This is a genomic window from Vibrio superstes, assembly GCF_003569005.1.
GTDB classification, from domain to species: Bacteria; Pseudomonadota; Gammaproteobacteria; order Enterobacterales; family Vibrionaceae; genus Vibrio; species Vibrio superstes.
This window is the reverse complement of the sequence record NZ_BCUR01000004.1, coordinates 204,379-230,161: the sequence shown is the minus strand read 5'-3', so window position 1 is coordinate 230,161 and position 25,783 is coordinate 204,379. Positions and strand designations below refer to the sequence as shown.

The 25,783-nt window shown below is 41.9% G+C and carries 23 protein-coding genes; 13 read left to right on the top strand and 10 right to left on the bottom strand.

Annotated features, from left to right (window positions below; translation table 11 throughout):
* Window positions 1-51 precede the first annotated feature (51 nt).
* Together D5I41_RS09020 and D5I41_RS09015 are read right to left on the bottom strand one after the other, a co-directional pair.
* Window positions 52-2,460, bottom strand: coding sequence for a bifunctional aspartate kinase/homoserine dehydrogenase II (locus D5I41_RS09020; RefSeq protein WP_119009527.1), 2,409 nt, complete (start codon window positions 2,458-2,460; stop codon window positions 52-54).
* A gap of 2 nt (window positions 2,461-2,462) precedes the next feature.
* Window positions 2,463-3,626 (bottom strand): O-succinylhomoserine (thiol)-lyase, encoded by a 1,164-nt coding sequence (locus D5I41_RS09015; RefSeq protein WP_119009526.1) that lies wholly within the window; start codon window positions 3,624-3,626, stop codon window positions 2,463-2,465.
* Between the two features lie 190 nt (window positions 3,627-3,816).
* Between D5I41_RS09015 and metJ the strand changes: the two genes are divergently transcribed.
* A complete protein-coding gene (gene metJ / locus D5I41_RS09010) occupies window positions 3,817-4,134 on the top strand; it encodes a met regulon transcriptional regulator MetJ (RefSeq protein ID WP_017029415.1) in 318 nt (105 codons plus the stop codon).
* 81 nt (window positions 4,135-4,215) lie between these two features.
* Here the strand turns inward: metJ and D5I41_RS09005 are convergent, their stop codons facing one another.
* Complete coding sequence (locus tag D5I41_RS09005) at window positions 4,216-5,478, bottom strand: malic enzyme-like NAD(P)-binding protein (RefSeq protein WP_017031413.1); 1,263 nt, start codon at window positions 5,476-5,478, stop codon at window positions 4,216-4,218.
* 167 nt (window positions 5,479-5,645) lie between these two features.
* A complete protein-coding gene (gene rpmE / locus D5I41_RS09000) occupies window positions 5,646-5,864 on the bottom strand; it encodes a 50S ribosomal protein L31 (RefSeq protein WP_004737142.1) in 219 nt (72 codons plus the stop codon).
* Window positions 5,865-6,163: 299 nt separating this feature from the next.
* Between rpmE and priA the strand changes: the two genes are divergently transcribed.
* The 5 genes from priA to hslU all read left to right on the top strand — a co-directional run bounded on the left by priA (window position 6,164) and on the right by hslU (window position 12,191).
* Entirely contained in the window at window positions 6,164-8,365 is a 2,202-nt protein-coding gene (priA, locus tag D5I41_RS08995) for a primosomal protein N' (RefSeq protein WP_119009525.1), read from the top strand.
* Between the two features lie 191 nt (window positions 8,366-8,556).
* Complete coding sequence (cytR, locus tag D5I41_RS08990) at window positions 8,557-9,561, top strand: DNA-binding transcriptional regulator CytR (protein WP_017031415.1); 1,005 nt, start codon at window positions 8,557-8,559, stop codon at window positions 9,559-9,561.
* Window positions 9,562-9,626: 65 nt separating this feature from the next.
* Window positions 9,627-10,175, top strand: coding sequence for an SPOR domain-containing protein (locus D5I41_RS08985; RefSeq protein ID WP_119009524.1), 549 nt, complete (start codon window positions 9,627-9,629; stop codon window positions 10,173-10,175).
* 147 nt (window positions 10,176-10,322) lie between these two features.
* Complete coding sequence (gene hslV / locus D5I41_RS08980; RefSeq protein WP_017029410.1) at window positions 10,323-10,847, top strand: ATP-dependent protease subunit HslV; 525 nt, start codon at window positions 10,323-10,325, stop codon at window positions 10,845-10,847.
* 9 nt (window positions 10,848-10,856) lie between these two features.
* Complete coding sequence (gene hslU / locus D5I41_RS08975) at window positions 10,857-12,191, top strand: ATP-dependent protease ATPase subunit HslU (protein ID WP_119009523.1); 1,335 nt, start codon at window positions 10,857-10,859, stop codon at window positions 12,189-12,191.
* A 69-nt stretch (window positions 12,192-12,260) separates the two neighbouring features.
* Here hslU and D5I41_RS08970 read toward each other — a convergent pair whose 3' ends face one another.
* Window positions 12,261-13,427: a nucleotide sugar dehydrogenase gene (locus D5I41_RS08970; protein WP_119009522.1), complete on the bottom strand. Its 1,167-nt coding sequence runs from the start codon at window positions 13,425-13,427 to the stop codon at window positions 12,261-12,263.
* Window positions 13,428-13,614: 187 nt separating this feature from the next.
* On the opposite strand from D5I41_RS08970, the gene rfaD reads away from it, so the two are divergent.
* From rfaD to D5I41_RS08945, 5 genes are read left to right on the top strand one after another with little or no spacing between them, the layout of a single operon-like run.
* Entirely contained in the window at window positions 13,615-14,556 is a 942-nt protein-coding gene (gene rfaD, locus D5I41_RS08965) for an ADP-glyceromanno-heptose 6-epimerase (protein WP_119009521.1), read from the top strand.
* 16 nt (window positions 14,557-14,572) lie between these two features.
* Window positions 14,573-15,541 (top strand): lauroyl-Kdo(2)-lipid IV(A) myristoyltransferase, encoded by a 969-nt coding sequence (gene lpxM, locus D5I41_RS08960; protein WP_119009520.1) that lies wholly within the window; start codon window positions 14,573-14,575, stop codon window positions 15,539-15,541.
* A 5-nt stretch (window positions 15,542-15,546) separates the two neighbouring features.
* Complete coding sequence (gene waaF / locus D5I41_RS08955; RefSeq protein WP_119009519.1) at window positions 15,547-16,578, top strand: lipopolysaccharide heptosyltransferase II; 1,032 nt, start codon at window positions 15,547-15,549, stop codon at window positions 16,576-16,578.
* On the top strand, window positions 16,571-17,785 hold the full coding sequence (locus tag D5I41_RS08950) for an O-antigen ligase family protein (protein ID WP_119009518.1): 1,215 nt from the start codon (window positions 16,571-16,573) through the stop codon (window positions 17,783-17,785). Before waaF ends, D5I41_RS08950 begins: the two co-directional genes overlap by 8 nt.
* Window positions 17,766-18,842, top strand: coding sequence for a glycosyltransferase family 4 protein (locus D5I41_RS08945; RefSeq protein ID WP_119009517.1), 1,077 nt, complete (start codon window positions 17,766-17,768; stop codon window positions 18,840-18,842). The genes D5I41_RS08950 and D5I41_RS08945 overlap by 20 nt, the downstream gene beginning before the upstream one ends.
* On the opposite strand, the gene D5I41_RS08940 is transcribed toward D5I41_RS08945, so the two are convergent.
* Window positions 18,839-19,462, bottom strand: a complete 624-nt coding sequence (locus D5I41_RS08940) for a CatB-related O-acetyltransferase (protein WP_235868898.1) — start codon at window positions 19,460-19,462, stop codon at window positions 18,839-18,841. The genes D5I41_RS08945 and D5I41_RS08940 overlap by 4 nt on opposite strands.
* A gap of 158 nt (window positions 19,463-19,620) precedes the next feature.
* Between D5I41_RS08940 and D5I41_RS08935 the strand changes: the two genes are divergently transcribed.
* Together D5I41_RS08935 and D5I41_RS08930 are read left to right on the top strand one after the other, a co-directional pair.
* Window positions 19,621-20,397 carry a glycosyltransferase family 2 protein gene (locus D5I41_RS08935; protein WP_119009515.1) on the top strand — a complete coding sequence of 259 codons (777 nt, stop codon included), beginning with the start codon at window positions 19,621-19,623 and terminating at the stop codon, window positions 20,395-20,397.
* On the top strand, window positions 20,378-21,502 hold the full coding sequence (locus D5I41_RS08930; protein ID WP_119009514.1) for a glycosyltransferase family 4 protein: 1,125 nt from the start codon (window positions 20,378-20,380) through the stop codon (window positions 21,500-21,502). Before D5I41_RS08935 ends, D5I41_RS08930 begins: the two co-directional genes overlap by 20 nt.
* A 227-nt stretch (window positions 21,503-21,729) precedes the next feature.
* On the opposite strand, the gene D5I41_RS08925 is transcribed toward D5I41_RS08930, so the two are convergent.
* The 4 genes from D5I41_RS08925 to D5I41_RS08910 are packed head-to-tail and all read right to left on the bottom strand — an operon-like array spanning window position 21,730 to window position 25,704.
* Window positions 21,730-22,734, bottom strand: a complete 1,005-nt coding sequence (locus tag D5I41_RS08925; RefSeq protein ID WP_119009513.1) for a WavE lipopolysaccharide synthesis family protein — start codon at window positions 22,732-22,734, stop codon at window positions 21,730-21,732.
* 2 nt (window positions 22,735-22,736) lie between these two features.
* Window positions 22,737-23,783, bottom strand: coding sequence for an NTP transferase domain-containing protein (locus D5I41_RS08920; RefSeq protein WP_119009512.1), 1,047 nt, complete (start codon window positions 23,781-23,783; stop codon window positions 22,737-22,739).
* Window positions 23,784-23,793: 10 nt separating this feature from the next.
* Window positions 23,794-24,651 (bottom strand): phosphotransferase, encoded by an 858-nt coding sequence (locus D5I41_RS08915; RefSeq protein WP_119009511.1) that lies wholly within the window; start codon window positions 24,649-24,651, stop codon window positions 23,794-23,796.
* A 9-nt stretch (window positions 24,652-24,660) separates the two neighbouring features.
* Window positions 24,661-25,704 (bottom strand): glycosyltransferase family 4 protein, encoded by a 1,044-nt coding sequence (locus D5I41_RS08910; protein ID WP_235868897.1) that lies wholly within the window; start codon window positions 25,702-25,704, stop codon window positions 24,661-24,663.
* Window positions 25,705-25,783 lie beyond the last annotated feature (79 nt).

Here is a 25,783-nt window from a genome sequence, read left to right as displayed (position 1 = left end):
TGAAGGAAGGCATCCAGTGCCCAAAGGCACCGGATGTTTTAGCTGGTAGATTTATAACAAACCAGAGAGTCGGTTAAGATCAGACTGCAATGCGCCTGCAGTCACCTCACGACCAGCGCCAGGTCCGCGGATAACCAATGGGTTATCTTTGTACCATTTGCTCTCGATAGCAAAGATGTTGTCACAAGGGAGCAGGTTCGCCAGAGCATGACGCTCATCAAGCGCCTCTACACCCACTGTAGCCTCTCCATCTTTCGATAGACGTGCAACATAACGAAGCACCTTACCTTCGCTCTGAGCCTTATCCAGACGCTCAGCCAGCAACTCATTGAGCATATGTGCTTGATGGAAGAAATCATCCATCGATAGGTGCAAAAGTTCTTTTGGTACCAGAGACTCTACCTTAACGCCCTCGGGCTCAAGCTCTAGCCCTGATTCACGCGCTAAGATAACCAGCTTACGCATGACATCAGTGCCATCTAAATCAGCCCTAGGGTCTGGTTCAGTCAGTCCTTGCTGCCATGCAAGATCAACCAGTTCACTAAACGGAATCGAACCATCGTATTGCTGGAATAACCAAGAGAGAGTGCCAGAGAAGATCCCTGAGATCGCCACAATCTGGTCGCCACTTTCGCGCAGATCTCGCACGGTATGGTTTACTGGGAGGCCAGCACCCACTGTTGCGTTATAGAGCCAATGACGTCCGGTTTTGGCAAAGACATCTTGTACTTGATGATAAAACTCGCTTGGCGCAGAGCCTGCTAGCTTATTTGCAGAAATAACATGCATACCATGCTCAGCAAACTCAAGATAACGGTCCGATACCGCTTGGCTAGCAGTGACATCCAGTACCACAATCTCATCATAGCTCGACTGTCTTCGGACTAAAGAAACCCAGTCTTCTTCATCGACCACCGCCTCTTCAGCAAAATGTGTATTTAGCGTGCCAGCATCAATGCCATTCTCATCAAACCAATAGCGATTGCTAGCCACAACAGCAATCAGGTCAAAGCTCATGCCTCGACGCTTTTCTAGTTCGATTTTTTGCTGTGCAAATAACTCAATCCAATTGGAACCAATATTGCCTTTGCCACACAGCACAATGCCAACACGCTTTTGCGCTTGGAATAGTTGGCTGTGTAAAGATTCAAGTAGCTCAGGTACCTTGTTGGTTCTCACCACAGCAATCAAGCTCAGCTCTGAGTCTGTCTCAAACATGAACTCAACCGGTACTCCCTTGAGGGTTTGATAAAAACCAAAGCAGTGGTTGGCATTATTAGTCACACCCGCGCCAACGGCAGCGATCAAGGACATGCCTGATTTGACCTCCACGCCAACCTCAAGGTGAGCAGATTCAATGCACGCTAACGCACCCGCAAGCAACTCACTGGTGTAAGCCAAACGCAGACAGTAGTTATCCGATTGAGATTCGTAAGCTAACGGTGCAAGTTGAGCTTTGTTCAGCAAAGATAACACTTGAGGCTCTAAGCGCTCAAAGTCGTGCGCGTGGCTTAGGGTTAACTCAATAAGGTTAACGTCATCTAGCGAGGTAACAATCTTCGCACCACGTCCAGAAGCGAGTACGCGCTCAATGCGCGTTGAGCCAGACTCAGGTTGATGACTGCAGCGCAGTTCCATATCCATAGTGCTCTGCGCGACCGGCTGCAATGTGCGGCTGTGCAATACTGGCGCAGCTAAGCGTGCCAGTTCACTTGCTTCATCAAGGCGAAGTAATGGCAGCAAGCAAGCATCACTGACAATGCGAGGATCGGCACTGTAAACACCCGCTACATCACTCCAAATAGTCACCTTAGAAACTTCTGCCAATGCACCGACTATCGTTGCCGAATAATCAGAGCCATTGCGCCCAAGCAGAACGGTTTCGCCCTGTTGGTTCTGAGCCATAAAGCCGGTAACCACGAGTCGTCGATGCGGATGCTGTGCGACCACTGATTTCGCCAACGGCCACGATAATCCTCGGTCAATCTCTGGCTGTGTACCGATTTCAGCGCGTAAGAAATCACGAGAGTCGATAGCCACACTTTCCATATCTTTATCGCTAAGAAGAGCAGCTAGAAGACGAGACGACCACACCTCACCATGACCAAGCGCTGCCGATTTCTGTGATTCGCTCATCGGCGCGTTTAAGGCACTAAGGGCTGTAAATTCACTATTGAGCACTTCTTGTAGTGGCTCGGCTTTATCTTCTGGAAGCAGGTCTACAATCAATTGGTTCTGATAGGCACGCAGCTCAAGCAAGATTTCATGAGCAATTCGCCCATCCTTCTCTAATGCAGCCAACCAACGTAGCAAATTGTTTGTGGTAGAACCCGCTGCTGAAACGATAACCAGGTCGCCCACATTGGAATATTCCGCCAAGATATTGGCTACGCGACTAAAACACTCAGCATTGGCAAGGCTACTACCACCAAATTTATGAAGCTGCTTTAGGTTTCCCATGGTTATTTCTCCACTAGGTCAAATGCTTGGATCAGGTCATCAATCAGATCATCAGCGTCTTCAAGACCGACAGATAAACGCAACAAGAAATGAGAAACGCCCGCCTCGGCTAGGGCTTCTTCACCCATGGCACGGTGCGTCATAGTCGCTGGGTGGCAAATTAAGCTTTCTACTCCACCTAGAGACTCTGCCAATGAGAATAGCTTCAAGCCACCCACAAAGGTTTTTAGCTCTTCCATGCTGCCATCAAACTCAAAGCTCAGCATACTGCCAAAACCAGACTGTTGGCGCTTAGCAATCTCATGCCCAGGATGCTCAGGAAGGCTTGGGTGGTAGATGGTATTAACGCGTTTTTGCGACTGAAGATAGTTTAGGATCTGCTGTGAGCCTTCTTCATGAACACGCATTCGAGCGCCCAAGGTACGAATGCCACGCAGCGTCATGTAGCTATCAAATGGAGTGCCTGTCGCACCGATGCAGTTGCCCCACCAGCCAAGTTCTTCTGCGTGCTCTTCTGTTTTAGTGATCACTACGCCACCAATAACGTCAGAGTGACCATTGATGTACTTGGTGGTTGAGTGAATAACGAAGTCCGCGCCCAGTTCTAGAGGCTTCTGGAATATCGGTGTCAAAAAGGTGTTGTCGACGCCCACTAGTGCGCCAACTTCAGCCGCTTGCTGACATACTTTTGCAATATCCACTACGCGAACCAGCGGGTTAGACGGCGTTTCGATAAGAATAAGCTTAGGCTTTTTAGCTATTGCCGCGGCAAGTGCTTGTTCATCAGATTGATCGACAAATTCGACCTTGAAGTCACCCTTTAACGAGCGAGTATTGAATAGACGGTAGGTCCCGCCGTAGCAGTCATGCGGTGCAACAATTAAATCATCAGGGCCTAAAAATGCTGAAACCCATAGATTGAGAGCCGACGTGCCGCAGTTTGTCACCACCGCACCTTTACCTGATTCCAACTCAAACAGTGCCGTCTCTAGTAATCCTCGATTTGGATTTCCTGAGCGGGTATAGTCGTACTTTGGTACATCTCCGAATGAAGGAAAACCGTAGTTGGTGGACAGATAAATTGGGGGAACAACAGCATGGTGTTGGGTATCAGATTCGATACCGGTACGAACGGCAATCGTCGATGACTTGTGTTTACTGCTCATTTTCTTGTCCTTTCCTTTGACAATGACTGGCGTAGTTTGATACCAATCAAATTAATCTAATTCTGTTCATAGATTACCCCGATAACCATCAGACATCAACACATCTAGACGTCTAAATGCCTTTACATATAGCAGTCAATATCGCTAGAATTAGGTATTAACTCTTATATTAGGTAATAAAAGGTTTCCAATGGCAGACTGGAATGGCGATTACATCAGCCCATATGCTGAGCACGGTAAAAAAAGTACTCAAGTTAAAAAGATCACTGTGTCTATTCCGCTTAAGGTTCTTAAAATTCTGACTGACGAGCGCACTCGTCGCCAGGTGAACAACCTGCGTCATGCAACCAATAGTGAGCTACTGTGTGAAGCATTCTTACACGCTTACACAGGACAGCCTCTACCTACTGACGAAGACCTTAGAAAAGACCACCCTGATGAGATCCCAGCTGAAGCTCAGCAAATCATGTCTGATCTAGGTATCGAGCTAGAAGTATTTGACGACTAATAATTTGATATACCAATGAGTAAATAACAAAAGGGGGTTAGAGTACGCGTACTCTAACCCCCTTTTTACATTTTCGGGATATTAGCCCTGCATGTAGCCTTCTGGTAGCTCAATGCGCGCCACACCAGATTCAACAGCAGCCTCAGCTACCGCTCTTGCAACACGAGGAAGCAAACGAGGATCCATAGGCTTTGGAATAATGTAACCAGTACCAAACTCTAAAGACTCGACACCCGCTGCTTTCAATACTTCAGCAGGAACAGGCTCTTTCGCTAACTGACGAATCGCTTCTACTGCAGCAAGTTTCATCTCGATATTGATTTCACTGGCACGAACGTCCAACGCACCACGGAAGATGAATGGGAAGCAGATAACATTGTTTACCTGATTTGGGTAATCAGAACGACCTGTACCCATGATAAGGTCAGTACGTACTTTATGAGCAAGCTCTGGCTTAATCTCTGGATCTGGGTTTGAACAAGCGAATACCACAGGCTTGTCGCCCATGAGTGCCAGCGCTTCTGGAGACAATAGATTTGGCCCTGATACACCCAAGAATAAGTCTGCACCTTCAATCACATCTTCTAGCGTGCGTTTGTCGGTATTGTTGGCAAACAGCTGTTTGTATTCATTCAAGTCATCACGACGAGTGTGAATGACACCCTTACGATCAAGCATGTAGATTTTTTCACGCTGAGCACCACATTTAATCAACAGCTCCATACAAGCAACTGCTGCTGCGCCCGCGCCTAGACAGACAATGGTAGAGTCACACAGTTGCTTCCCTTGTAGCTCAATGGCATTCAACATACCCGCTGCGGTAACAATCGCAGTACCGTGCTGGTCATCATGGAAGACTGGCACGTCACAACGTTCAATCAGGCGACTTTCAATCTCAAAGCAATCTGGGGCTTTGATGTCTTCTAGGTTAATACCACCAAAGGTATCGGCAATCGCCGCTACAGTATCTACGAATTCATCGATAGTGCGGTGCTTTACTTCAATGTCGATTGAGTCTAAACCGGCAAAACGCTTGAACAGTAACGCCTTACCTTCCATGACTGGTTTTGAAGCCATAGGACCTAGGTTACCTAGACCCAGAATCGCGGTGCCGTTTGAGATAACCGCAACCATGTTTCCTTTCGCAGTGTACTTGTAAACGTTATCCACGTTTTGAGCAATCTCGCGCACTGGTTCTGCAACACCTGGGCTATATGCCAAAGCAAGGTCATGCACAGAATCAGCAGGAGTAGTCAGCTCAACAGCAATCTTTCCCGGTTTAGGGAACTCATGATAATCAAGAGCTTGCTGGCGAAAATCGTTTACAGGTTGGTCATCAGACATCGAAGGAAATTCCTTAAGGGTGTGGAGGAACAAAAGAAGCGTTAAGTGTAATTAAAAAAGACTTAATGTGCTACAAGGTAGCAAGAGTATGAATTGTAATCTTTGCTTTCAGCTGAGATCAAAAAAGGCCGCCTAAGCGACCTTTTTCTGTTTCTTTACAACTAAGATTACTTCTTAGAAGAAAGAGCACCGAAACGCTTGTTAAAGCGATCAACACGGCCGCCAGTATCAACGATACGTTGCTTACCAGTGTAGAACGGGTGACATTTATCACATACGTCTAGGTGGATAGATTCTTTAGCTAGAGTTGAGTTGAACTCAAAAGTGTTGCCGCAAGAACATGTTGCAGTAACTGCTTTGTACTCAGGATGGATACCTGCTTTCATGGGAAAACCTCATTTATAGGCCGTGTCGCTATCCAGTTCTATGCTGAACACCACACGTAGTTTCTAACAGTGATATCGTTTAATACGACATCTTCAAGGCGCAGTATACTAATGAAATAGTCTGTTGGGATCAACTTATTTGTCCCTTTTTTCGCCACTTTTTTCACCGTAACTCTTTATATTAAAGAGTTACGCAGGTGAGCTGGATTCACCTATATTCAATTATCGTAATCTTACGGGCTTTTCTCTAGTATTATCATGACTATCTGTTCTTGATTGCAAAACCCCAAAGAGATCTCATGCGACCAACCATTGCCAGAGTTGCCCTACCTGTACCTCTGGATAAAGAATTTGAATACATCATCCCTGCCCACCTTTTCCCCGTGGTGGGTGTGCGCGTATGGGTTCCATTTGGTCCAAAAAAACTCCTTGGTGTGATCACAGCTCTAACCCATCAATCAGAATATGATATTAACAAGCTTAAGCCCTTAACAGAGGTTCTTGACCAAGAGCCCATATGGCCAGAGAAGCTTTATCGGTTAATCCATTGGGGCAGCCGATTTTACCAATATCCTTTGGGCGATACCTTAAACGGAGCAATGCCAGGTGCGCTGCGCAAAGGCAAGTTGGCGCAAAAGCAGCCTCAAAAAACCTGGCAACTCACGGAGTCTGGTCGCAATCAATTGATGCAAGGCTTTGGGCGAGCGGTGCAGCAAGCTAAGGTAATGAACGCCTTACAACACGGTCCTTTACCCCATCACGAGCTAGTGGATATGGAAATATCGAGCTCGGTTTTAAAAGCATTACAAGATAAAGAGTGGATAACGTCTTCAGAAGTCCTTGAGATCAACGACCAATGGCAAGAGGTTCGAGTCAACGAAGACAACAAACGAGAACTCAATCACGAGCAAATGCTAGCGGTTGTGACTGTTAATCATATTGAGGGCTACGAATGTGCCTTGTTGGATGGTGTGACAGGTTCAGGAAAAACTGAGGTTTACCTGCAGTTGATTGAAAAGGTCGTCAACCAAGGCAAGCAAGCCTTGGTACTGGTCCCAGAAATAGGCCTGACACCACAAACTATCAATCGATTTAAGCGACGATTTAATGTTCCTATTGCAACCATCCATTCTGGTCTCAATGACACTGAGCGACTAAATGCTTGGCTTGCAGCAAAGAATAAAGAGTGTGGGATCCTTATTGGCACCCGCTCTGCCCTACTGACTCCGTTTGCCAAGCTTGGCATTATCATTGTCGATGAGGAGCACGACTCCTCGTATAAACAGCAGGACAGCTTACGGTATCATGCACGAGACATGGCGATAATGCGCGCTCATTCCGAATCCATCCCTATTGTGCTGGGCTCTGCAACACCATCTTTAGAAACCCTAAACAACGCTTTATCCAACAAGTATCTGCACTTGCAACTGACAGAGCGGGCTGGAGGCGCGAAACCAGCAAAGAACAGCGTTATAGACGTCAAAGGTTTATACCTAGAAAGCGGCTTGAGTGCTCCCTTGATTGCACAGATGCGAAAGCACTTGCAGCACGGCAACCAGGTCATGCTGTTTTTGAACCGTCGCGGGTTCTCTCCGGCGATGATGTGTCATGAATGTGGTTGGATTGCAGAGTGTCATCGATGTGATGCCTATTATACCTTCCATCAAGGTAGCAGTGAGATGCGCTGTCACCACTGTGGTTCGCAAAAGCCCGTCGTACACCAATGTCAAAGCTGTGGTTCTACCCACTTGGTGACCGTTGGTGTGGGCACAGAGCAACTGGAAACCCACCTTGAGACCCTATTCCCTGAATACAAGACCATACGTATTGATAGAGACAATACTCGCCGAAAAGGCAGTTTAGAAGCGGCGCTTGAGTCTATCCGCAAAGGGGAGTATCAGATTCTCATTGGTACCCAAATGCTAGCAAAGGGACATCACTTCCCTGACGTCACCTTAGTAGCACTATTAGATGTCGACTCATCCCTGTACAGCAGTGACTTCAGAGCGTCTGAGAAACTTGCACAACTATTCATCCAAGTGGCAGGACGTGCAGGACGCGCCAGTAAGCCTGGGTATGTGGTGTTGCAAACGCACCACCCAGAGCATTCATTGCTGCAAGCCTTGCTTCACAAAGGCTATCCAGAGTTCGCCCAAGGGGCTCTCATGGAGCGACGAGTAGCGCAATTGCCACCTTACGCCAGCCTGTCACTATTTCGTGCAGAATCAAACCACTCCCAACTCGCTGAAGACTTCTTGAGGCAGGTGCGCCATACCCTTGAAGCCCACCCATTGTTTGATGAACATTGCTGGGTATTAGGGCCAACTCCAGCCCCAATGGCCAAGCGCGCAGGAAAATCTCGTTGGCAACTTATTTTGCAATGCCAGTTGCGCTCGACCATGCAAAAACTGCTAATGAGTGCAAAACCTGCAATCGAAATGTTACCCAACTCAAAAAAAGTACGTTGGAACATAGATGTCGAGCCACAAGATTTAAGTTAAACTGCGTGCATATGACGAAATGAGAGTCATCTCACACCAAGTTGTTCATTTTTGCTACATGTCCCGTAAACTGTACGGAAAAAAATGTTTACACTTATTTTTCACATACATTAAGACGTGAGTATTTAATACCATCTTGTTTCACGGATTGAATCAAGCACGCAAAAATTATCATAGAGGATAGGTGTACTATGGCGACCATGAAGGATGTTGCTGAACTCGCTGGCGTTTCCACTGCGACAGTATCAAGAGCGTTAATGAACCCAGAAAAGGTTTCCTCCTCAACTCGTAAGCGAGTAGAAGAGGCGGTTATCGAGTCGGGTTACTGCCCAAGCGCTATGATGCGTAGCATGAAACGTAACGAATCAAGAACCCTCGTAGTCATAGTTCCTGACTTATGCGATCCCTACTTTTCTGAAATCATTCGTGGTATCGAAGCGGCGGCTTCAGAACAGGGCTACCTAATACTGCACGGCGACAGTTCGCAGCAAAAATGTCGAGATAACTCACTGGTCAATCTTATCTATTCTAAGCAAGCGGATGGTTTGATCTTGCTAGGCACTGATTTACCTATCGATGCCAGCAAATCCGAACAAAGAAACCTTCCTCCTATGGTGATGGCTTGCGAATACGCGCCTGAGCTAGAACTGCCTACTGTACATATAGACAACCTCACAGCATCTTTTCAAGCGGTGAACTATCTGGCTAAATTGGGACACAAGCGCATCGGAGAAATCCGTGGTCCGGACAATGCGCCGCTATCTAGCTTCCGAAGCCAGGGCTTCCAGCAAGCGTTGCGACGCGCAGGCCTTAGCATTGATTTGACCAACTCTGCCAGTGGTGACTTTAGCTTCGAATCTGGGGCGCTGGCACTGCGTAAACTGATGAGTGCCGGCTCACCACCAAGCGCTGTTTTTTGTCACAACGATATGATGGCGATTGGCGCAATCAAAGAAGCCAAAAATATGGGGCTTAGAGTTCCACAAGACATCTCATTTATCGGATTCGATAATATCGAGTTTTCCGAATACTGCGATCCACCACTGACCACTGTATCCCAACCTCGCTACGATATCGGCTATCAAGCCACTCAAATGTTGTTCGAACTTCTTAATGGCAATGAGATCAATTCAGGCTCACGACTTCTCGATACAGAGCTAGTGGTAAGAGAAAGTACCTTACCGCCGAGTTACTAAGCTCTATTAACTGGGCGACTTCTGCATTAACATAGATAGGGTTAACAACGGAATAGACTAATCGAGTGGCAAGAAAAGACTATGTGAAGGGCGGCCGTACGCAAGCAAAGAATACGCGTAAACCTGCCCAATCAAAAAAACCATGGAAAGCGATCATCCTAGCAGGCCTAATGCTGGGAGGATTTAGCTATGGGCTTTACGTATTAAGCCAAGACCCGGAGCCACCAAAACCCGTCAAGGTAGACCGCTCAAAAACTAAGGCTCCTGAGGTAGATAACTCAGAGCTTCTTCCACCGCCTCCCGAAGAACAATGGGAGTATGTGAAGACGCTTCCCGAGCGTGAGGTGAAGGTCGTTCCTAAGGAAGAAGTACTTTCAGAGATCCCTTATGTGATGCAATGTGGTGCCTACAAGACTCGCTCTCAGGCAGATGGAAGAAAGATGGATATTGCCTTCCAAGGTCTGAATAGCCAGGTTAAGCAACGAGAAGGTAGCAGCTGGTATCGCGTAGTGTTGGGCCCTTATGACCGCAAGCGAGACGCTGAGCGCGACAAGCATAAACTGCAACGCGCCAAGATTGAGCCTTGTGTCATTTGGAAAGACACTGGTAACTAAAAATCCCTTATAGCCTCAGTAATCACTGAGGCTTTTTTCTGACGAGTCAACAACCTTGCACTATCTCTGCAATCCACTTACCTTGAATTTGCTTACGACGATCCCCATTCTATTTCTATCTCACTGGTGAAATAAGAAGGAAACCTCGTGACTACCATAGTATCCGTACGCCGAAATAATAAAGTTGTCATCGCTGGTGATGGACAAGTATCTCTAGGCAATACCGTCATGAAAGGCAATGCACAGAAAGTTCGCCGACTCTACAATGGCAAAGTACTGGCAGGTTTTGCTGGCGGTACCGCCGATGCATTCACGCTATTTGAGCGTTTTGAAAGCAAGCTACAAATGCACCAAGGCCACCTAACTCGCGCAGCCGTTGAACTGGCAAAAGACTGGCGCAGTGACCGCGCTCTTCGTCGCCTTGAAGCTCTATTAGCCGTTGCCGATGAAACCGCCTCTCTGATCATTACGGGCAACGGCGATGTCGTTCAGCCGGAGAATGATCTTATCGCAATTGGCTCTGGTGGCAATTTTGCACAAGCTGCCGCAATAGCACTGTTAGAGAACACCGAATTAGACGCAAAAGAAATCGCAGAAAAATCATTGAATATTGCTGGCGATATCTGTGTATTCACCAACCATCATCACACTGTTGATGAGCTTGAGTACTAAGGAAAAAACATGTCCGAAATGACTCCTCGTGAGATCGTTCACGAACTAAACCGACACATCATCGGCCAAGAAAATGCTAAACGTTCAGTGGCGATTGCACTGCGTAATCGCTGGCGTCGCATGCAACTTGAAGAAAGCCTACGCGCAGAAGTGACCCCTAAAAACATTCTAATGATTGGTCCTACGGGTGTTGGTAAAACCGAGATAGCTCGCCGATTAGCTAGGCTAGCTAATGCCCCTTTCATCAAGGTTGAAGCAACTAAATTCACTGAAGTGGGTTACGTTGGTAAAGAAGTTGAAACCATCATCCGTGATCTAACCGATGTTGCGGTGAAGATGACTCACCAACAAGCGACGGAAAAAGTTAAGTTCCGAGCTGAAGAACAAGCAGAAGAACGCATCTTAGATGCCCTGCTACCCCCTGCACGTGACTCTTGGGGAGAAAACGAGAAACCGCAAGAATCCAGCTCGAACACTCGTCAAATCTTCCGCAAAAAGCTACGAGAAGGTAAGCTTGACGACAAAGAGATTGATATTGAGGTTGCTGCTCCACAAATGGGCGTTGAGATCATGTCCCCTCCTGGTATGGAAGAGATGACAAACCAACTGCAAGGCATGTTTCAAAACCTTGCTGGCAATACCAAGAAAAGCCGCAAGCTGAAGATTAAGGATGCTTTCAAGGCTCTCGTTGAAGAAGAAGCGGTTAAATTAGTTAATCAAGAAGAGCTAAAAGAAGACGCTATCTTCAACGTTGAAAACAACGGCATCGTGTTTATCGATGAGTTCGATAAAATCTGTAAGCGCGGTGAAAGCTCTGGCCCGGACGTCTCTCGCGAGGGTGTACAGCGCGATTTACTACCATTGATTGAGGGCAGTACCGTTTCAACTAAACACGGCATGGTGAAAACTGACCATATCTTGTTTATTGCATCAGGTGCCTTTCAGGTAGCGAAACCTTCTGACCTTATTCCTGAACTGCAAGGTCGCTTGCCGATTCGCGTTGAGCTTGAAGCGCTATCTAGCCACGATTTTGAACGTATCCTGACGGAGCCTCGCGCATCACTAACGGAACAATACGTTGCGCTGATGAAAACCGAAGAAGTGAGCGTAGAGTTTACTGAAGACGGCATCAAGCGTATCGCAGAAGCGGCATGGCAAGTTAATGAGACCACCGAAAACATTGGTGCTCGCCGCTTGCATACCGTAATGGAGCGTCTAATGGACGAAATCTCTTACGAAGCCACTGAGAAAACAGGTTCTGAGCTAACCATCGACGCAGATTACGTTGAGAGTAAGCTTGGTAAGCTTGTGGATGACGAAGACTTAAGTCGCTTTATCCTATAAGCGTCTTAGCTCGCTCAAAACAAAAAAGGAGGCATATTGTGCCTCCTTTTCATTTATAACTACCTATGTTTAGTCACTACCAAACAAGTCGCGAGTATAAACCTTCGCTTCCACATCTTTGATCTCATCAACCATGCGGTTCGATACAATCACATCAGATACCTGCTTAAACTCTTCTAGATCACGAATATTGCGAGAATGGAAGAAATGCTCATCTTCAAGTACAGGCTCATAAACCACAACCTCAATACCCTTCGCTTTTAATCGCTTCATAATTCCTTGAATAGAAGAAGCACGGAAATTGTCTGAGCCTGCCTTCATGATCAAACGATAGATACCCACGATTTTAGGGTTGCGCTTCAAGATGGAATCAGCCACAAAATCTTTACGAGTGCGGTTCGCATCAACGATAGCGCCTACGATATTGTTCGGCACATCCGCATAGTTTGCTAACAATTGCTTGGTATCTTTTGGCAGACAGTAACCACCGTAACCAAATGAAGGGTTGTTATAGTGATTACCAATACGAGGGTCTAAACCAACACCCTCAATAATCTGGCGTGAATCTAGACCATGAGCCTCTGCATAAGAATCCAGCTCATTAAAATAAGCAACACGAAGTGCAAGGTAGGTATTAGAGAACAGCTTAACGGCTTCAGCTTCAGTCGAGTCTGTAAACAAAACATCAATATCTTGTTTTTGAGCCCCTTCAACTAAAAGTTCTGCAAACACCTTAGCGCGCTCACTGCGCTCTCCCACAATAATGCGCGATGGGTGAAGGTTGTCATACAACGCACGCCCTTCGCGCAAAAATTCAGGAGAGAAGATCAGGTTTTCACAACCTAGTTCTTCTTTAATACGAACAGTGTAACCTACAGGCACTGTAGATTTGATCACCATTACCGCATCTGGATTGATGGCCATTACTTCTTTAATCACAGCCTCTACAGAAGAGGTATTAAAGTAGTTAGTTTGTGGGTCATAATCCGTTGGCGTCGCAATCACAACATATCGAGCACCTTTGTAGGCTAATTCTTTATCTAGAGTTGCCGTAAAGTTAAGTTCTTTCTCAGCCAAGAATTGTTCAATTTCAACATCCGCAATCGGGGATGTTTTATTGTTTAACAGCTCAACCTTTTCCGGAATGATATCTACAGCTACAACCTGATGGTTCTGTGCCAACAACATCGCATTCGAAAGGCCAACGTACCCCGTTCCCGCAATTGCTATCTTCATTATTATTCTCTTTGATCTTCGTCAGTTATTTTAATGTAAGGAAAGGCACTACACTAAACGTTACTACATTTTCGCCTAGTTTCGAGTCTATTGTTAACTTAAGTTTCTCATATATAGTGCTTTAATTCCCTAGATTTTAGTTCCTTGTTATACTCTCTCGTAACAATATTTTGAAGGATTTAGAATTATGATCATTGTCACCGGCGGCGCAGGTATGATTGGTAGCAACATCGTTAAGGCACTTAACGATAAGGGCATCAACGATATACTTGTTGTCGACAACCTAAAAAACGGTAAGAAGTTTGTCAATTTGGTAGATTTGGATATTACCGACTACATGGATCGTGATGACTTCCTAACTCAAATCATGGCTGGTGACGACTTTGGCCCTATAGACGCTATTTTCCACGAGGGTGCATGCTCTGCAACAACCGAATGGGATGGCAAATACATGATGCTGAATAACTACGAATATTCTAAAGAGTTACTCCATTACTGCGTAGAGCGACAAATTCCATTCTTGTATGCCTCTTCTGCTGCCACCTACGGTGAGACGGACACCTTTATCGAAGAACCTAAGTACGAGGGTGCATTGAACGTTTACGGTTATTCAAAGCAGCAGTTTGATAACTATGTGCGCCGATTCACCGAAGACGCAAAGGCACATGGGGAATCTTTATCTCAAATCACCGGGTTCAGATACTTCAATGTGTACGGTCCACGTGAGCAACACAAAGCATCAATGGCCTCTGTCGCTTTTCATCTAAACAATCAAGTTAATGCCGGAGAAAATCCAAAATTGTTCGCAGGTAGCGAGCAGTTTAAACGTGATTTTGTATACGTAGGTGATGTTGCCGCGGTCAATCTTTGGTTTTTTGAAAATAAAATCTCTGGCATATTTAATCTAGGTACTGGTAACGCTGAATCTTTCAATGAAGTAGCTAAAGCGGTTATCCAGCACCATGGCAAGGGAGAGGTTGAAACCATTCCTTTCCCTGAGCATCTAAAAGGTGCTTACCAAGAGTACACTCAAGCTGACCTAACCAAACTTCGAGCAGCAGGCTGCAAGCACCAGTTCAAATCAGTCGCCGAGGGCGTTGCTGACTATTTAAATATCATCAACAACTAAAAACAGCAGTAATTAGATGACCAAATCTCGAAATGACTTTGATCCTAAGGCTTACAATCCGAAGTTTAAACGGGAGTTTTTAGCTCCAAAATATTGGACCACTTGGCTCGGTATCTTGTTCGCTATACCTTTCAGCTTCGCACCGCTATCACTGCATAGATGGTTAGCCTCTCGCGCCACTAAAAAAATAATGGCCAAAACACGAGGTCAGGCACATAGAGCTAGAGTAAATTTGAGTTACTGCTACCCTGGCATGTCTGAAGTGAAGAAAGAAAGCATCGTAGCAAAAATGCTAACCACTGCAGGCACCTACTTGATGCGCTTTCCTCAGCTAACCTTGCGCAGTCGCACTTGGTTATCGAACAATACGACGGTTAATGGTTTAGAACATTTTACTCAAGCAAAGCAAGATAATCACAATGTGATATTTTTGGTACCCCACACTTGGTCTGTCGATGTGTTTGCGATGCTCTTGGCCTCTCAGGGGCATCCTATGTGCACCATGGTCAAAAGCCAAAAAAATGAACTCAGCGAATGGGCAATGTCTACTCAAAGAAAACACTATGGCGGCAGGCTTTACGAGCGCTCTGGTGGTATAAAACCATTCATTAAAGCCGTAAACGATGGCTATACTGGTTATTTTTTACCAGACCAGGATCATGGTCCTAAGAAAAGCGTATTTGTAGATTTTTGCGCAACAACTAAAGCAACGCTTCCAGTGATGGGATTTCTCGCCAAAGCAACGAAATCGAAAATCATTCCATTATGGACAGAATATAATGTAGACACAGGTCAATTTGAAATTGATGTATATCCTGCACTTAGTGATTTTCCTAAAAACACTCCTGAAGGAGATGCATTAGCTATGAATCAATTTATAGAAACATGTTGTGAAAATAAACCTGAACAGTATATGTGGAACTTAAAGCTTCTTCTATCTCAGCAAGATGGTTCATATATCTATAACAGCCTTATGCGTGATTAATTAAAATGAAAAAAATACTGATTATAGGTCCCTCCTGGGTGGGTGATATGGTGATGAGTCAATCACTTTATAAACAATTAAAAATACAACATCCAGATAGTGTAATAGATGTATTAGCTCCTGCTTGGTGTAAACCTTTACTTTCTCGAATGACAGAAATAAACGAAGCAATTGAGATGCCTCTATCTCATGGACAGTTCAACCTTAAACAAAGATATCAGATAGGTAAAAAACTTCGTTCTAAACACTATACACACGCTTATATATTACCCAATTCTGCCAAGTCAGCACTTATACCATTCTTCGCTCGAATTCCCATTCGAACAGGTTGGAAAGGAGAAAGTCGATTTGGTTTATTGAATGATATTCGTTTGAACAAGAAGTCTTTCACCTACATGGCGGAACGGTATGTAGCACTAGCACATTCAAAGCGAAGCATGTTGAATTCAAGTAGCCTTGGTGGACTAGAAAGTATCCCTTGGCCTCAACTACAATTAGATAGCAATTCAGTAAGTACTACAGCAACGAAATTCAATTTAGATGTTAGGCGTCCCATTGTTGGTCTTTGTCCTGGCGCTGAGTTCGGACCTGCAAAGAAATGGCCTACGGAACACTATGCGCAACTAGCAGACCAACTGCTTGATGATGGTTTTCAAGTATGGTTATTTGGTTCTAAAAAAGATGAAGATACAACATCGACTATTGTGTCCTCACAAAAAGAGTTAAATAAAGTAAATATCGTGAATCTCGCTGGACAAACTTCACTAGAGGAAGCGGTTGATCTTCTATCGCTTTGTAAACACGTTGTTAGTAACGACTCAGGGCTCATGCACATAGCTGCAGCTGTTGGTTGCCACGTTATTGGGATTTACGGTTCTACTTCTCCCGATTATACGCCCCCCCTCACTGACAGCCTAAACATAGTGAATACAAACATTGAATGTAGACCTTGCTTTAAACGTGAGTGTCCCTTAGGACATCTAAAGTGCCTTTACGACATCATACCGACAGATATTAGAAAACTTATTCATGACTAATTTTTTACCTAGATTAACCTCATTATTTGCATTCTTGGTGCCTAGTTTCTTCTTAGTTGCCCACAATAGCTACTCTTGGTTTGCCATACCTTTGATGGTTATAGGGTTACTTGTATTTCCTCACACCAGAAATGTTCAACTCCAAAAAACTGATCATGTTTTATTTGTCAGTTTTGCTCTTTATTTCTTTTGCACAGCCCTTTCCCTAGTTATTATGGGAGGAGAATTAAAAAATTTAGATGCACCAAGCCGGGCTTTGTTAATTATCCCAACATTAATATTGTTAATAAAATACCCGCCAGCTAAAAACACCTTATTAATGGGGATTATTATCGGAGGTATCTTTACAGGTTTTCATGCTTATTATCATTATTTTATTATAGGTGTTCGAGCTTTCAGTATAAATGGATTCATGGTGATTCAATCTGGTAACTTTGCTATGTCTTTAGGGCTATTCTCCTTAGTAATCGCATTAGAGTCAGTAAAGACTAAGAAAAGGCCTTCTATCATAATACTTGCTTCGCTCGCATGCCTGTTGGGTATATCAGCAAGTTTCCTTTCAAGTGCAAGAGGAGGGTGGGTTATAAGCCCTTTTATTGCAATTGGTGTTTTTTTTCTATACCGGAAGATAATTTCTACTAAAATAAAAATCATCGTCGTTATCATAGCAACTATTGCGGTCACTACAGGTTACCCTTCATTAAGCAAGCGTACATCCGTAGCTTACAATCAAGTTGATAACTACTTAACCCAAGACAAAAGTAATAACTCCGTAGGCTATCGCTTCGAAATGTGGAAAGCAGGTATTCATGCGTATATCAGCAACCCTATTTTTGGCACTGGATATGAAGATAGGATAAAGAGCAAGCACAAGGCGATAGAAGCTGGAGTTGCGGATAAAAGCATATTGAAGTTCAATAGGTTGCATAATACTTACATTGAAGAGGCATCAATCAAAGGTTCCATCGGTCTTGCGGTTATATTTTGTTTTTTTGGTTGTCCATTATTCCTATTTGCTAAGAATTATATGACAACAAAATCAGCCTATGCTCTTCTCGGGGGAGTACATGTTTTATCTACAATGGGGTACGCTTTAACACAGAACTTTATCAATCATCAATCTGGGATACTGTATTTCATTATTTTTACAGCTCTGTTTTATGCTAAATTACCTCGAGGAAATCAAAGTGAACATATTGATTTGTAGTTCATATAAAAGTAACTGGCATGCAGTAAGACCTGAAGCCGAGGTATTTGTTGAGTTAGCGAAAAAAGGACATAACATAACAATTGCGACTCAAGGTGATGCTGAATATGTCCAACGATTCAGAGAGTTTGGAATAGATGTAGTTGATTGTTATCCAGAAAAGAAGATATGCCTTAAAACTATTAAAAAAATAAGGCAAATAATAAAAAGTAAGAATATTGAGATTTGCTACGCCTACAATTCGAAAACTATCCCTAATGCAGCTTTTGCTTGTATTGGCACCAAAGCAAAACTAATCGCTTATAGAGGCACAGTAAGCGGCTTATATAGGCACGACCCTTCTTCCTACCTAACGGCTCTTCATCCTAGAGTTGATGGTATAGTTTGTGTGAGCGATGCGGTAAGACAAGATGTACTCACCAAGGTGTGGAAGAAAAAAACTCGGATCGTCACTATTTATAAAGGCCATGACGTTAGGTGGTACGACCCTACTCCGCTATCAAGAGCCGACTTCAATATACCAGATAAGAGTAAAATTGGTATATGTGTAGCAAATTCTAGACCATCTAAAGGGGTTAAACTGCTTCTGGACTCCATCAAAGAAATAAACGATCCCACGTTCCATTTAGTTCTTGTTGGCAATGGCATGGAAGCATTAGAAGAGTACTCTAAAAACTTTAAGATGTCTGAGCGCATTCACTTTCTGGGTTTCAGAAAGGACATATCTAATCTCATGGCTATGTCAGACTTTCAGATTCAACCATCAATCAGCGGTGAGGGTTTGCCCAAAACCATCATAGAGGCTATGGTGGTATCAAAACCCTCGATTGTGACTACGACGGGCGGTTCACCCGAGCTTATAATTAACGATATAAATGGCAAGGTAGTTACAGCCGGTAACCAGAAAGAACTGACTGAAGCAATAAGTTATTTTATCTCAGATGAATCGGATCTAACATCTATGGGTAAGGCTTCTAAACAAAGAATGGCAAAAGATTTCAGTCTAGAAAAAAGTGTAGATGACCACCTAGCCTATTTCACCAACCTACTAAGTTAGAAGCGAAGCTGTCTGGGGTGATATACAGGCAGCTCACCCTTAGCTTTTTCTTTTGTAAACCATTCAATGAATGTGTCGATTGAGGCATCGACTTCTATGTTTTCGAAATCTCGACTATCATACTCCCACCATTTTAACTCTCTTAGAGCCTTTACCTGTTCTTCTGTGAATCTCATTTTGATTTTTTTAGCCGGAATACCACCTACAATAGAGTAAGATTCAACATCTTTCACAACCACTGAATTTGCTGCAACGACAGCCCCATCACCAATATTAACGCCAGGTTTAAGTAATACATTAGCCCCTATCCAAACATCATTTCCGATATATGTGTCACTTTGTTTGCTTGTAGGACGAACGTTATTGTTTCCTAGACTAAGGAACTTGTGATCATACGTTATAGGTGAGCTTGTATAACGATCAATTGGATGATTTGCTCCCATAAAAGATACATTATCAGCAATCGACGTATATCGGCCTATTCTCAAGTGAGCATGAGTAATCAAGCAAGAACGAGAGTAAGAAAAAGCTCCCATAGTCCAGAGACGATTTCCAATTTCGAACGCACAGTTCTCTTCAATCACTACATTTGATTTAGGTACAACAAAGCGTTTAAACAAAGTCCATTTTGCTACCCTAATATTGTGATTTTTAAATCGCCTTAGCAGCGTAGGAGTAAAAAAAATTTTCCGTCTTGACATCATTCACCTCAAAATTACACTTGAGCCCGACATTTGTTGTATAATTTTGCCTCCATAAGTAAAAAAAAGATAGTGTAATGGCGACCATTGGTATCCTATTAATAACAAAAAATGCCGAAAAGACCCTAGATAAGTGTTTAAGTTCTGTGCAGGAATGGGCGCATGAAATTGTCATACTAGATTCTGGCAGTACCGACAACACCCTCAACATTGCAAGAATGTATACTCAGAAAGTTTATTCTAAAACTAACTGGGAAGGTTTCGGTGCTCAAAGGCAAGTTGCTCAATCTTACCTAACCACTGACTGGATTTTAGCTCTAGATTCAGACGAAGTCGTTACTTCTGAACTTAAAACATCTATCTTGCAATCTGTAAATTCTGCCAATCTTCAAACATGTTTTTCGTTAAATCGATTAACCAAAGCATTTGGAAAGTTTATTCAACACTCTGGTTGGTACCCTGACCGAATAGTTCGATTGTATCCGAGAAATTACACTTCTTATAATAATGCTAAGGTTCATGAAAGTGTTATTATCCCAGAAAATACAACAGTGAAAAGACTAAATGGAGATCTTCTTCATTTCACCATGGATAGCCTTTCCCAATATACATCAAAAACAAATCTATATATAAAATCATGGGCAGATCAAAGAGAAGGGAAAAAAAAATCTAGTCTAGGAAAAGCTATATCTCACGCTTTTTTTAGGTTCTTTAAAATGTATATTATTAAGCTTGGTTTCTTAGATGGCAAACATGGCCTTCTTTTAGCTATACTTAGTGCAAATACTGTATTCACTCGCTATGCAGACCTTTGGGTCAGAGATATGACAAAAAATGAAGATACTAATCTGTAATAAAAACCTAAAAAAGTTGCATACTGGGACTAGTCGCAATGTATATGAACAAATCCGATATTTTGTATCAAAAGGATTTGAAGTTCATATCGCAGCAGAATCTCTTGATCTTGAAAGTCTTAAGTTATTTGGTGCTATTCCACACAAAACCTTACGATTACCCTGGCTTTCTGGATATAAACGCCGAGCATTTTTTTCAAAACAGTGTGACAAAATAAAAGAAAAAATCAAACCTAGATTGACGATTGGCCACGGTGATTATCAAAACCCAGACATTCATTGTATCCACAATAATGTTCATCTCGCTTATGAAAAGATCCACAAAAAAAGCATACCTTTTAATAATGAAATCTATAAAATACATACTCCAATATTTGAAGATAAAAAATTTAAACATATTATTGCTAATTCAAATTTAGCAAAAAGCGACCTGGTATCTCGATTCAATATTTCTAACTCAAACATAACCGTCGTTTATCCTGCCGTAAATGAGAAAAAATTTCATAAAAAAAGCGAATCTACCCGAAAAAATACAAGAGAATCTTTACATATTGAAAGCAATGAATTCCTTGTTGGTTTAATCACTTCAGGCGATTTTAACAAGAGAGGAGTGGATATATTCTTTAATGCTCTCCTTTCTATTAGAAAGGAGAATATAAAGAGAATAAAAGTTCTACTTATTGGTGAGAAAAGTATTCCAAAAGATTACCTTTCCATAATAGAAGGAAGTGAAGTAGAAAAGAAAATAGTGCTATTGCCTATACAAGATAACATTGAAGATTACTTTAATGCTTTAGATGTTTTTATACTTCCATCAAGAATAGAAGAATTTGGGCGAGTTGTTGCCGAAGCTATGGCATGTGGATGCCCAATAATAACAAATTCAGATGTAGGGTCATCGGAACTAGCCACAGGGTTAGCAAAAGAATTTATCTACTCAAATGAGAATACAAGTGTAATATCAAAGTTAATCGAAGAAATAATGATGAACCCACAAATAAGCAATGAACTGTCAAAACTTAGCCTTGTAAATGTGGATTTTATTCTAGAAAAAAACATTTATTCTGAATTTGACACCGTGTTTAATACATACATTAAGCAATAAGTTTATCACCATAAATAACCTTAATCTTTATCCAATTAATAGAGGCACATACAAATTATTAGCTAATTCATTCTGACTTAGCTAATAACTTGTACACTAGATTACAAAAATAGAGTAATTTATTCTTATAGTTAATTTAACTTAATGACAATGGACAATAAAAAACACAGGATTAAATACAAACAAGAAAAATATTAAAATAAATTCTAGTTAATAGTAAAGTTACATCAACGTCTACTTCTATTTCTACTTCTAAAATACATATAGTGACGTTTTAGAAGACTGAAATATGTCTCAAATTTACGAGGAAAAATATATCTAAGTCTATTGAATGTATTAGTCAGTATATCTTGAGATGAGCTGGATATATCATATGAAGGGTCACAGTATTTCCTATACAAATATTCCCATTCATAAAATCTAAACATTGCACATCGGCCTTTTTCTTTCGAGATACGAGCTTTCCCTAGAAATTTACTTGGCATTCCAAGATTTAATCGTGCTTCATCCAAAATAATAAGGTTATCTGCTATTATTTTATCAGAGTATGTTTGGTATCTACTTTCAGTTAAATGATTAAAAACTATATTATTACTAAATTTAGATATCGATCTTATAAACAACATTTGAGTACAGTCAACCAGATAATTTGGAAATGAAGCATCTCTCTCTTTACCTAACTCAGGAACGTAGTCTTCCTCAAAATCAATATCCCAAAGGGTGAGTAGATCTTTTGTTCTTCCAAAGTAGAAAAAATCACTTATATGAAAGGATACACGAATACCTTTCGCATATTTTCTTGTAAATATATCTGAAACTACAACTCTTTCTTCAAATAGCTTATTATCGCCATGCTGGTTATATTTACTCTGATAGCTAACAAATTCATTACTCTGCAAGTAATTATCACTGCGTAGTTTAACCGCATATTTAGTTTTTACTTTTTTTAGCCCTTCGAGAGTAGAAACGATTTGCCTATTATTATTAAAATAATGAGGTTCGCCTTTAGCACTAAACTGCCGTATGTTTTGCCCAGGGTCATCACACAATACTAACTCATCATAATCTAAGTCCGATAAGTCTTGCCCATGCCAAGTAGACAAGATGATCGTCGCGCCCGGCAAATATTTCCGGATGGATTTAAGACTACGATCAGTGATGCCCTCATCCTGGTTTCTGTCAGATAGGGCCTGTACCGGTCCTTGTACAACAACGCTAATATCTTCAAACATAATTAATCATCAAAAAGTGAGTCTAATATCTTACTATCTCGTTCAAGATTGATTGCAACTGCAGAAGGATATGGATTAGTTGGTGAATAATCATTTACTAAATATCTTCGTGTGTGGGGCAACCCAAATACTAGGCGATCAGTTCTTACGCCATACTTCTTTAGTTCATTTACTGTATACTCTTCTTCGCTTTGAGGCCTAGAGGACGTTAAAACTAAGTATAGTAAACCTGCTTGTTGCAAATTTGCTATTTTCTTTAAATTTTCTTCAATAGCTTTCGTTTTCCAACCATCTTTAGAGAATTTGCTACCATTTTTTAGCAATACACCATCTACATCACAAAATAGAGTTATATGCTTCTTACAGTAGTGACGATATTCTCTTAACGTACCCCAATCAGTATAATGAGAAGCATATATTTCTCTAAATTCTTCTCCATTTAAAAGCATTTTATAAATAATGTGAGAAATATATACCTCTTCCTCACTAGAAATTGATTCAAAGGTTTTTTTAAATTCATTAGCTGATTCAAAACTGTACCCTCCACAGCAGAAAGAGTTACTAATGACATTTTTCTCAACAATATTTGATATAACACCAAGTGAATTTACATCAACATAGCTTTTATTTTTAGCGTCGACTAAATCAACCTCATTGAGGTTCATCGTAGCCACGGTATTCATCGGTTGAGGATCACAGGTAAAGATATTGTCACAATCTTTAATGAAAATACCACCTTCTATTCCAGACTTCTCTAATGCTGCATAAATAGTCTCTGATTGAGAAGAGGTCGGTTCATCTAAGACACATAAAGTAGGCTTAAAACCAGTAGCTGATTCAAAGCTTTCAATTATGAATTTTTCGTTTACATATTGCTCTAGATGCTCTTTCAAACATATAACGAAGATGTTATCAAACTTTGTAAGATCTAAGCCTTCTACAGCTTTCTCAAGCATCAACTTTCCATCTGGCATAGTTAGCAACCATTTAGGTCTCATGTTCGGGAATCTTGATGAGCGCCCAGCTACAGGTAACAACAGTGAAAACATAATATCCTCTTTAATTACTATGAATATTTTTGGAAAGAGCATTGTCTAACCAATTTTGGGTTATTTCATCCGTACTTTTTATATAGGGTGCAATACGAAGAAGGTTTATTAGTTCTAGCAGTTCTACTTCTGATTTGTATAGGCGTGATATAGTGGAAATCATATCCGGATATGCCGATTCACAAAACATCTTTCCTTTCAGTGCTAAATTTTTTTTCTCATGTCTAAAACTCCAACCATAATCAAAGTCCTGCTTAAGCTTAACAACATCCTGTAATGGTGTTTCAATGAACCCTTCTAAAAAGTCAAACAAAAATAGTTTATTGTCTTGTGTAACTTTAATATTAGATAAAGTAAGATCACCATGGCAATCTCCCATAGGAAAGATAAAATTGTGCTGGGCAAGTTCGTAGGCCTTGTCTATGGCTAACGGCACAACTAAACTACTTCCCGTATACTTAGCCTTTATTTCTTGCAGCTTCTCTGAGAATTTATCTCCGAGCACAACCTCTTCTTTGCCCATAGAGAGTACGTTTAGTAAGTAAGCATTTAACGTTACTCTTAAGCTATCTGCTACCGATTTATTTCCTTTGTATGTTATGACATCACCACCTATACCATCAATAAATGGCATGGTAAATTCAAGGCAATCTGGTTGTCGGCTAATATCACTCACAGGAACAGAACAAATGTTATAAGCACCTGTTCGCATTTCATTAAATTGAGCTTGTTTGGTCAATGAATTATTTGCTCTAGCTATAGAGTCATAAATTACCTTAGTAACAACAAACCGGCCATCACGCCTATTCAAATTTAATTTAGCGCCAGAATGAGACGCTGCTTGTATTTTCTTGTTTAATTTATCCACTACAGGTTCTCAACTCAAGGATTGATAGATTTCATTGTATTTCTTCGCAGTATGTTCAATTCGAAACTCTTTCAAACTACTAGCAATATTTTTAACCATTAACCTGTTCTTCGCCTCTGACCCTAGAAATGATAGAATCTTTTCAGCCAGTTCATCGGCATCTCCAACATCAACTAGTATACCATTAACACCATCTTCAATAATGTCAGGAATACCACCCGCCCGTGTTGCGATCACGGGTAAATCGCATTCTAAAGCCTCAAGGATTACCGAACCTAAACCTTCAGAATAAGCAGGGTGTACCATTAAGTCTGCAGCAACAAACCAATCTCCCATATTAGATTGTTTGCCTGCGAAATATACATTTGTTAATGTGCTTGCCTGTTTTTCTAGTTCTTGTCTCATCCGGCCATCACCAAGAAATACAAACTGCACATTTGGATGAGTCCTACCAACTATCTTAGCTGCCCGAATAGAAACATCGAAACCTTTATGTTCGTACATATTTGCAGCTTGAATCACCAATAACTTATTATCAAATTTGCGCCTAATCTCCTGAACCTTTCTATCATTAACAGGGTAAGTAACGGGAGAGCTGGGAATTTTCTCTATCCTTGAATTGGGACTCGCTACTTTAAGACAATCACAAATAGCAGAGCTAAGTCCCACGAGTGCAGATGCAGCACGATACTGCCGGTAAGATTTCGTCTTTACAGGATTATCAATACGCCGAGTAATGATATAAGGTACTCTATAAAGTATGTTTTGAAGATAAGCCCAATGTACTGCTTTCCCATCATGAACATGAACAATATCAAAAGTATTACTTCTCAAGCTTAAATGTAGGTTCCAAAATTTTTTGGCTGTATAGACACGACAACCTAGTCCTTTTACTTCTTCAAAGAGTGGGCTTTTGGGGTTCACCACAAGTGTTAGCCTCAAGCCCAGCCTCAACTGTTGCTTGATCATTTCTAACGTTTGTCTCTCACCCCCACTAAAACCCGAAGCTAAATTAACGTGACATATATGCAAAACTTCCGCTCCATTTTCCAAGCAACAGATAAATCCAAAATTGATTAGTTTTTATAATTATCTTGATTTTACTTCATAATCTTTCAAACTACACTTTAAG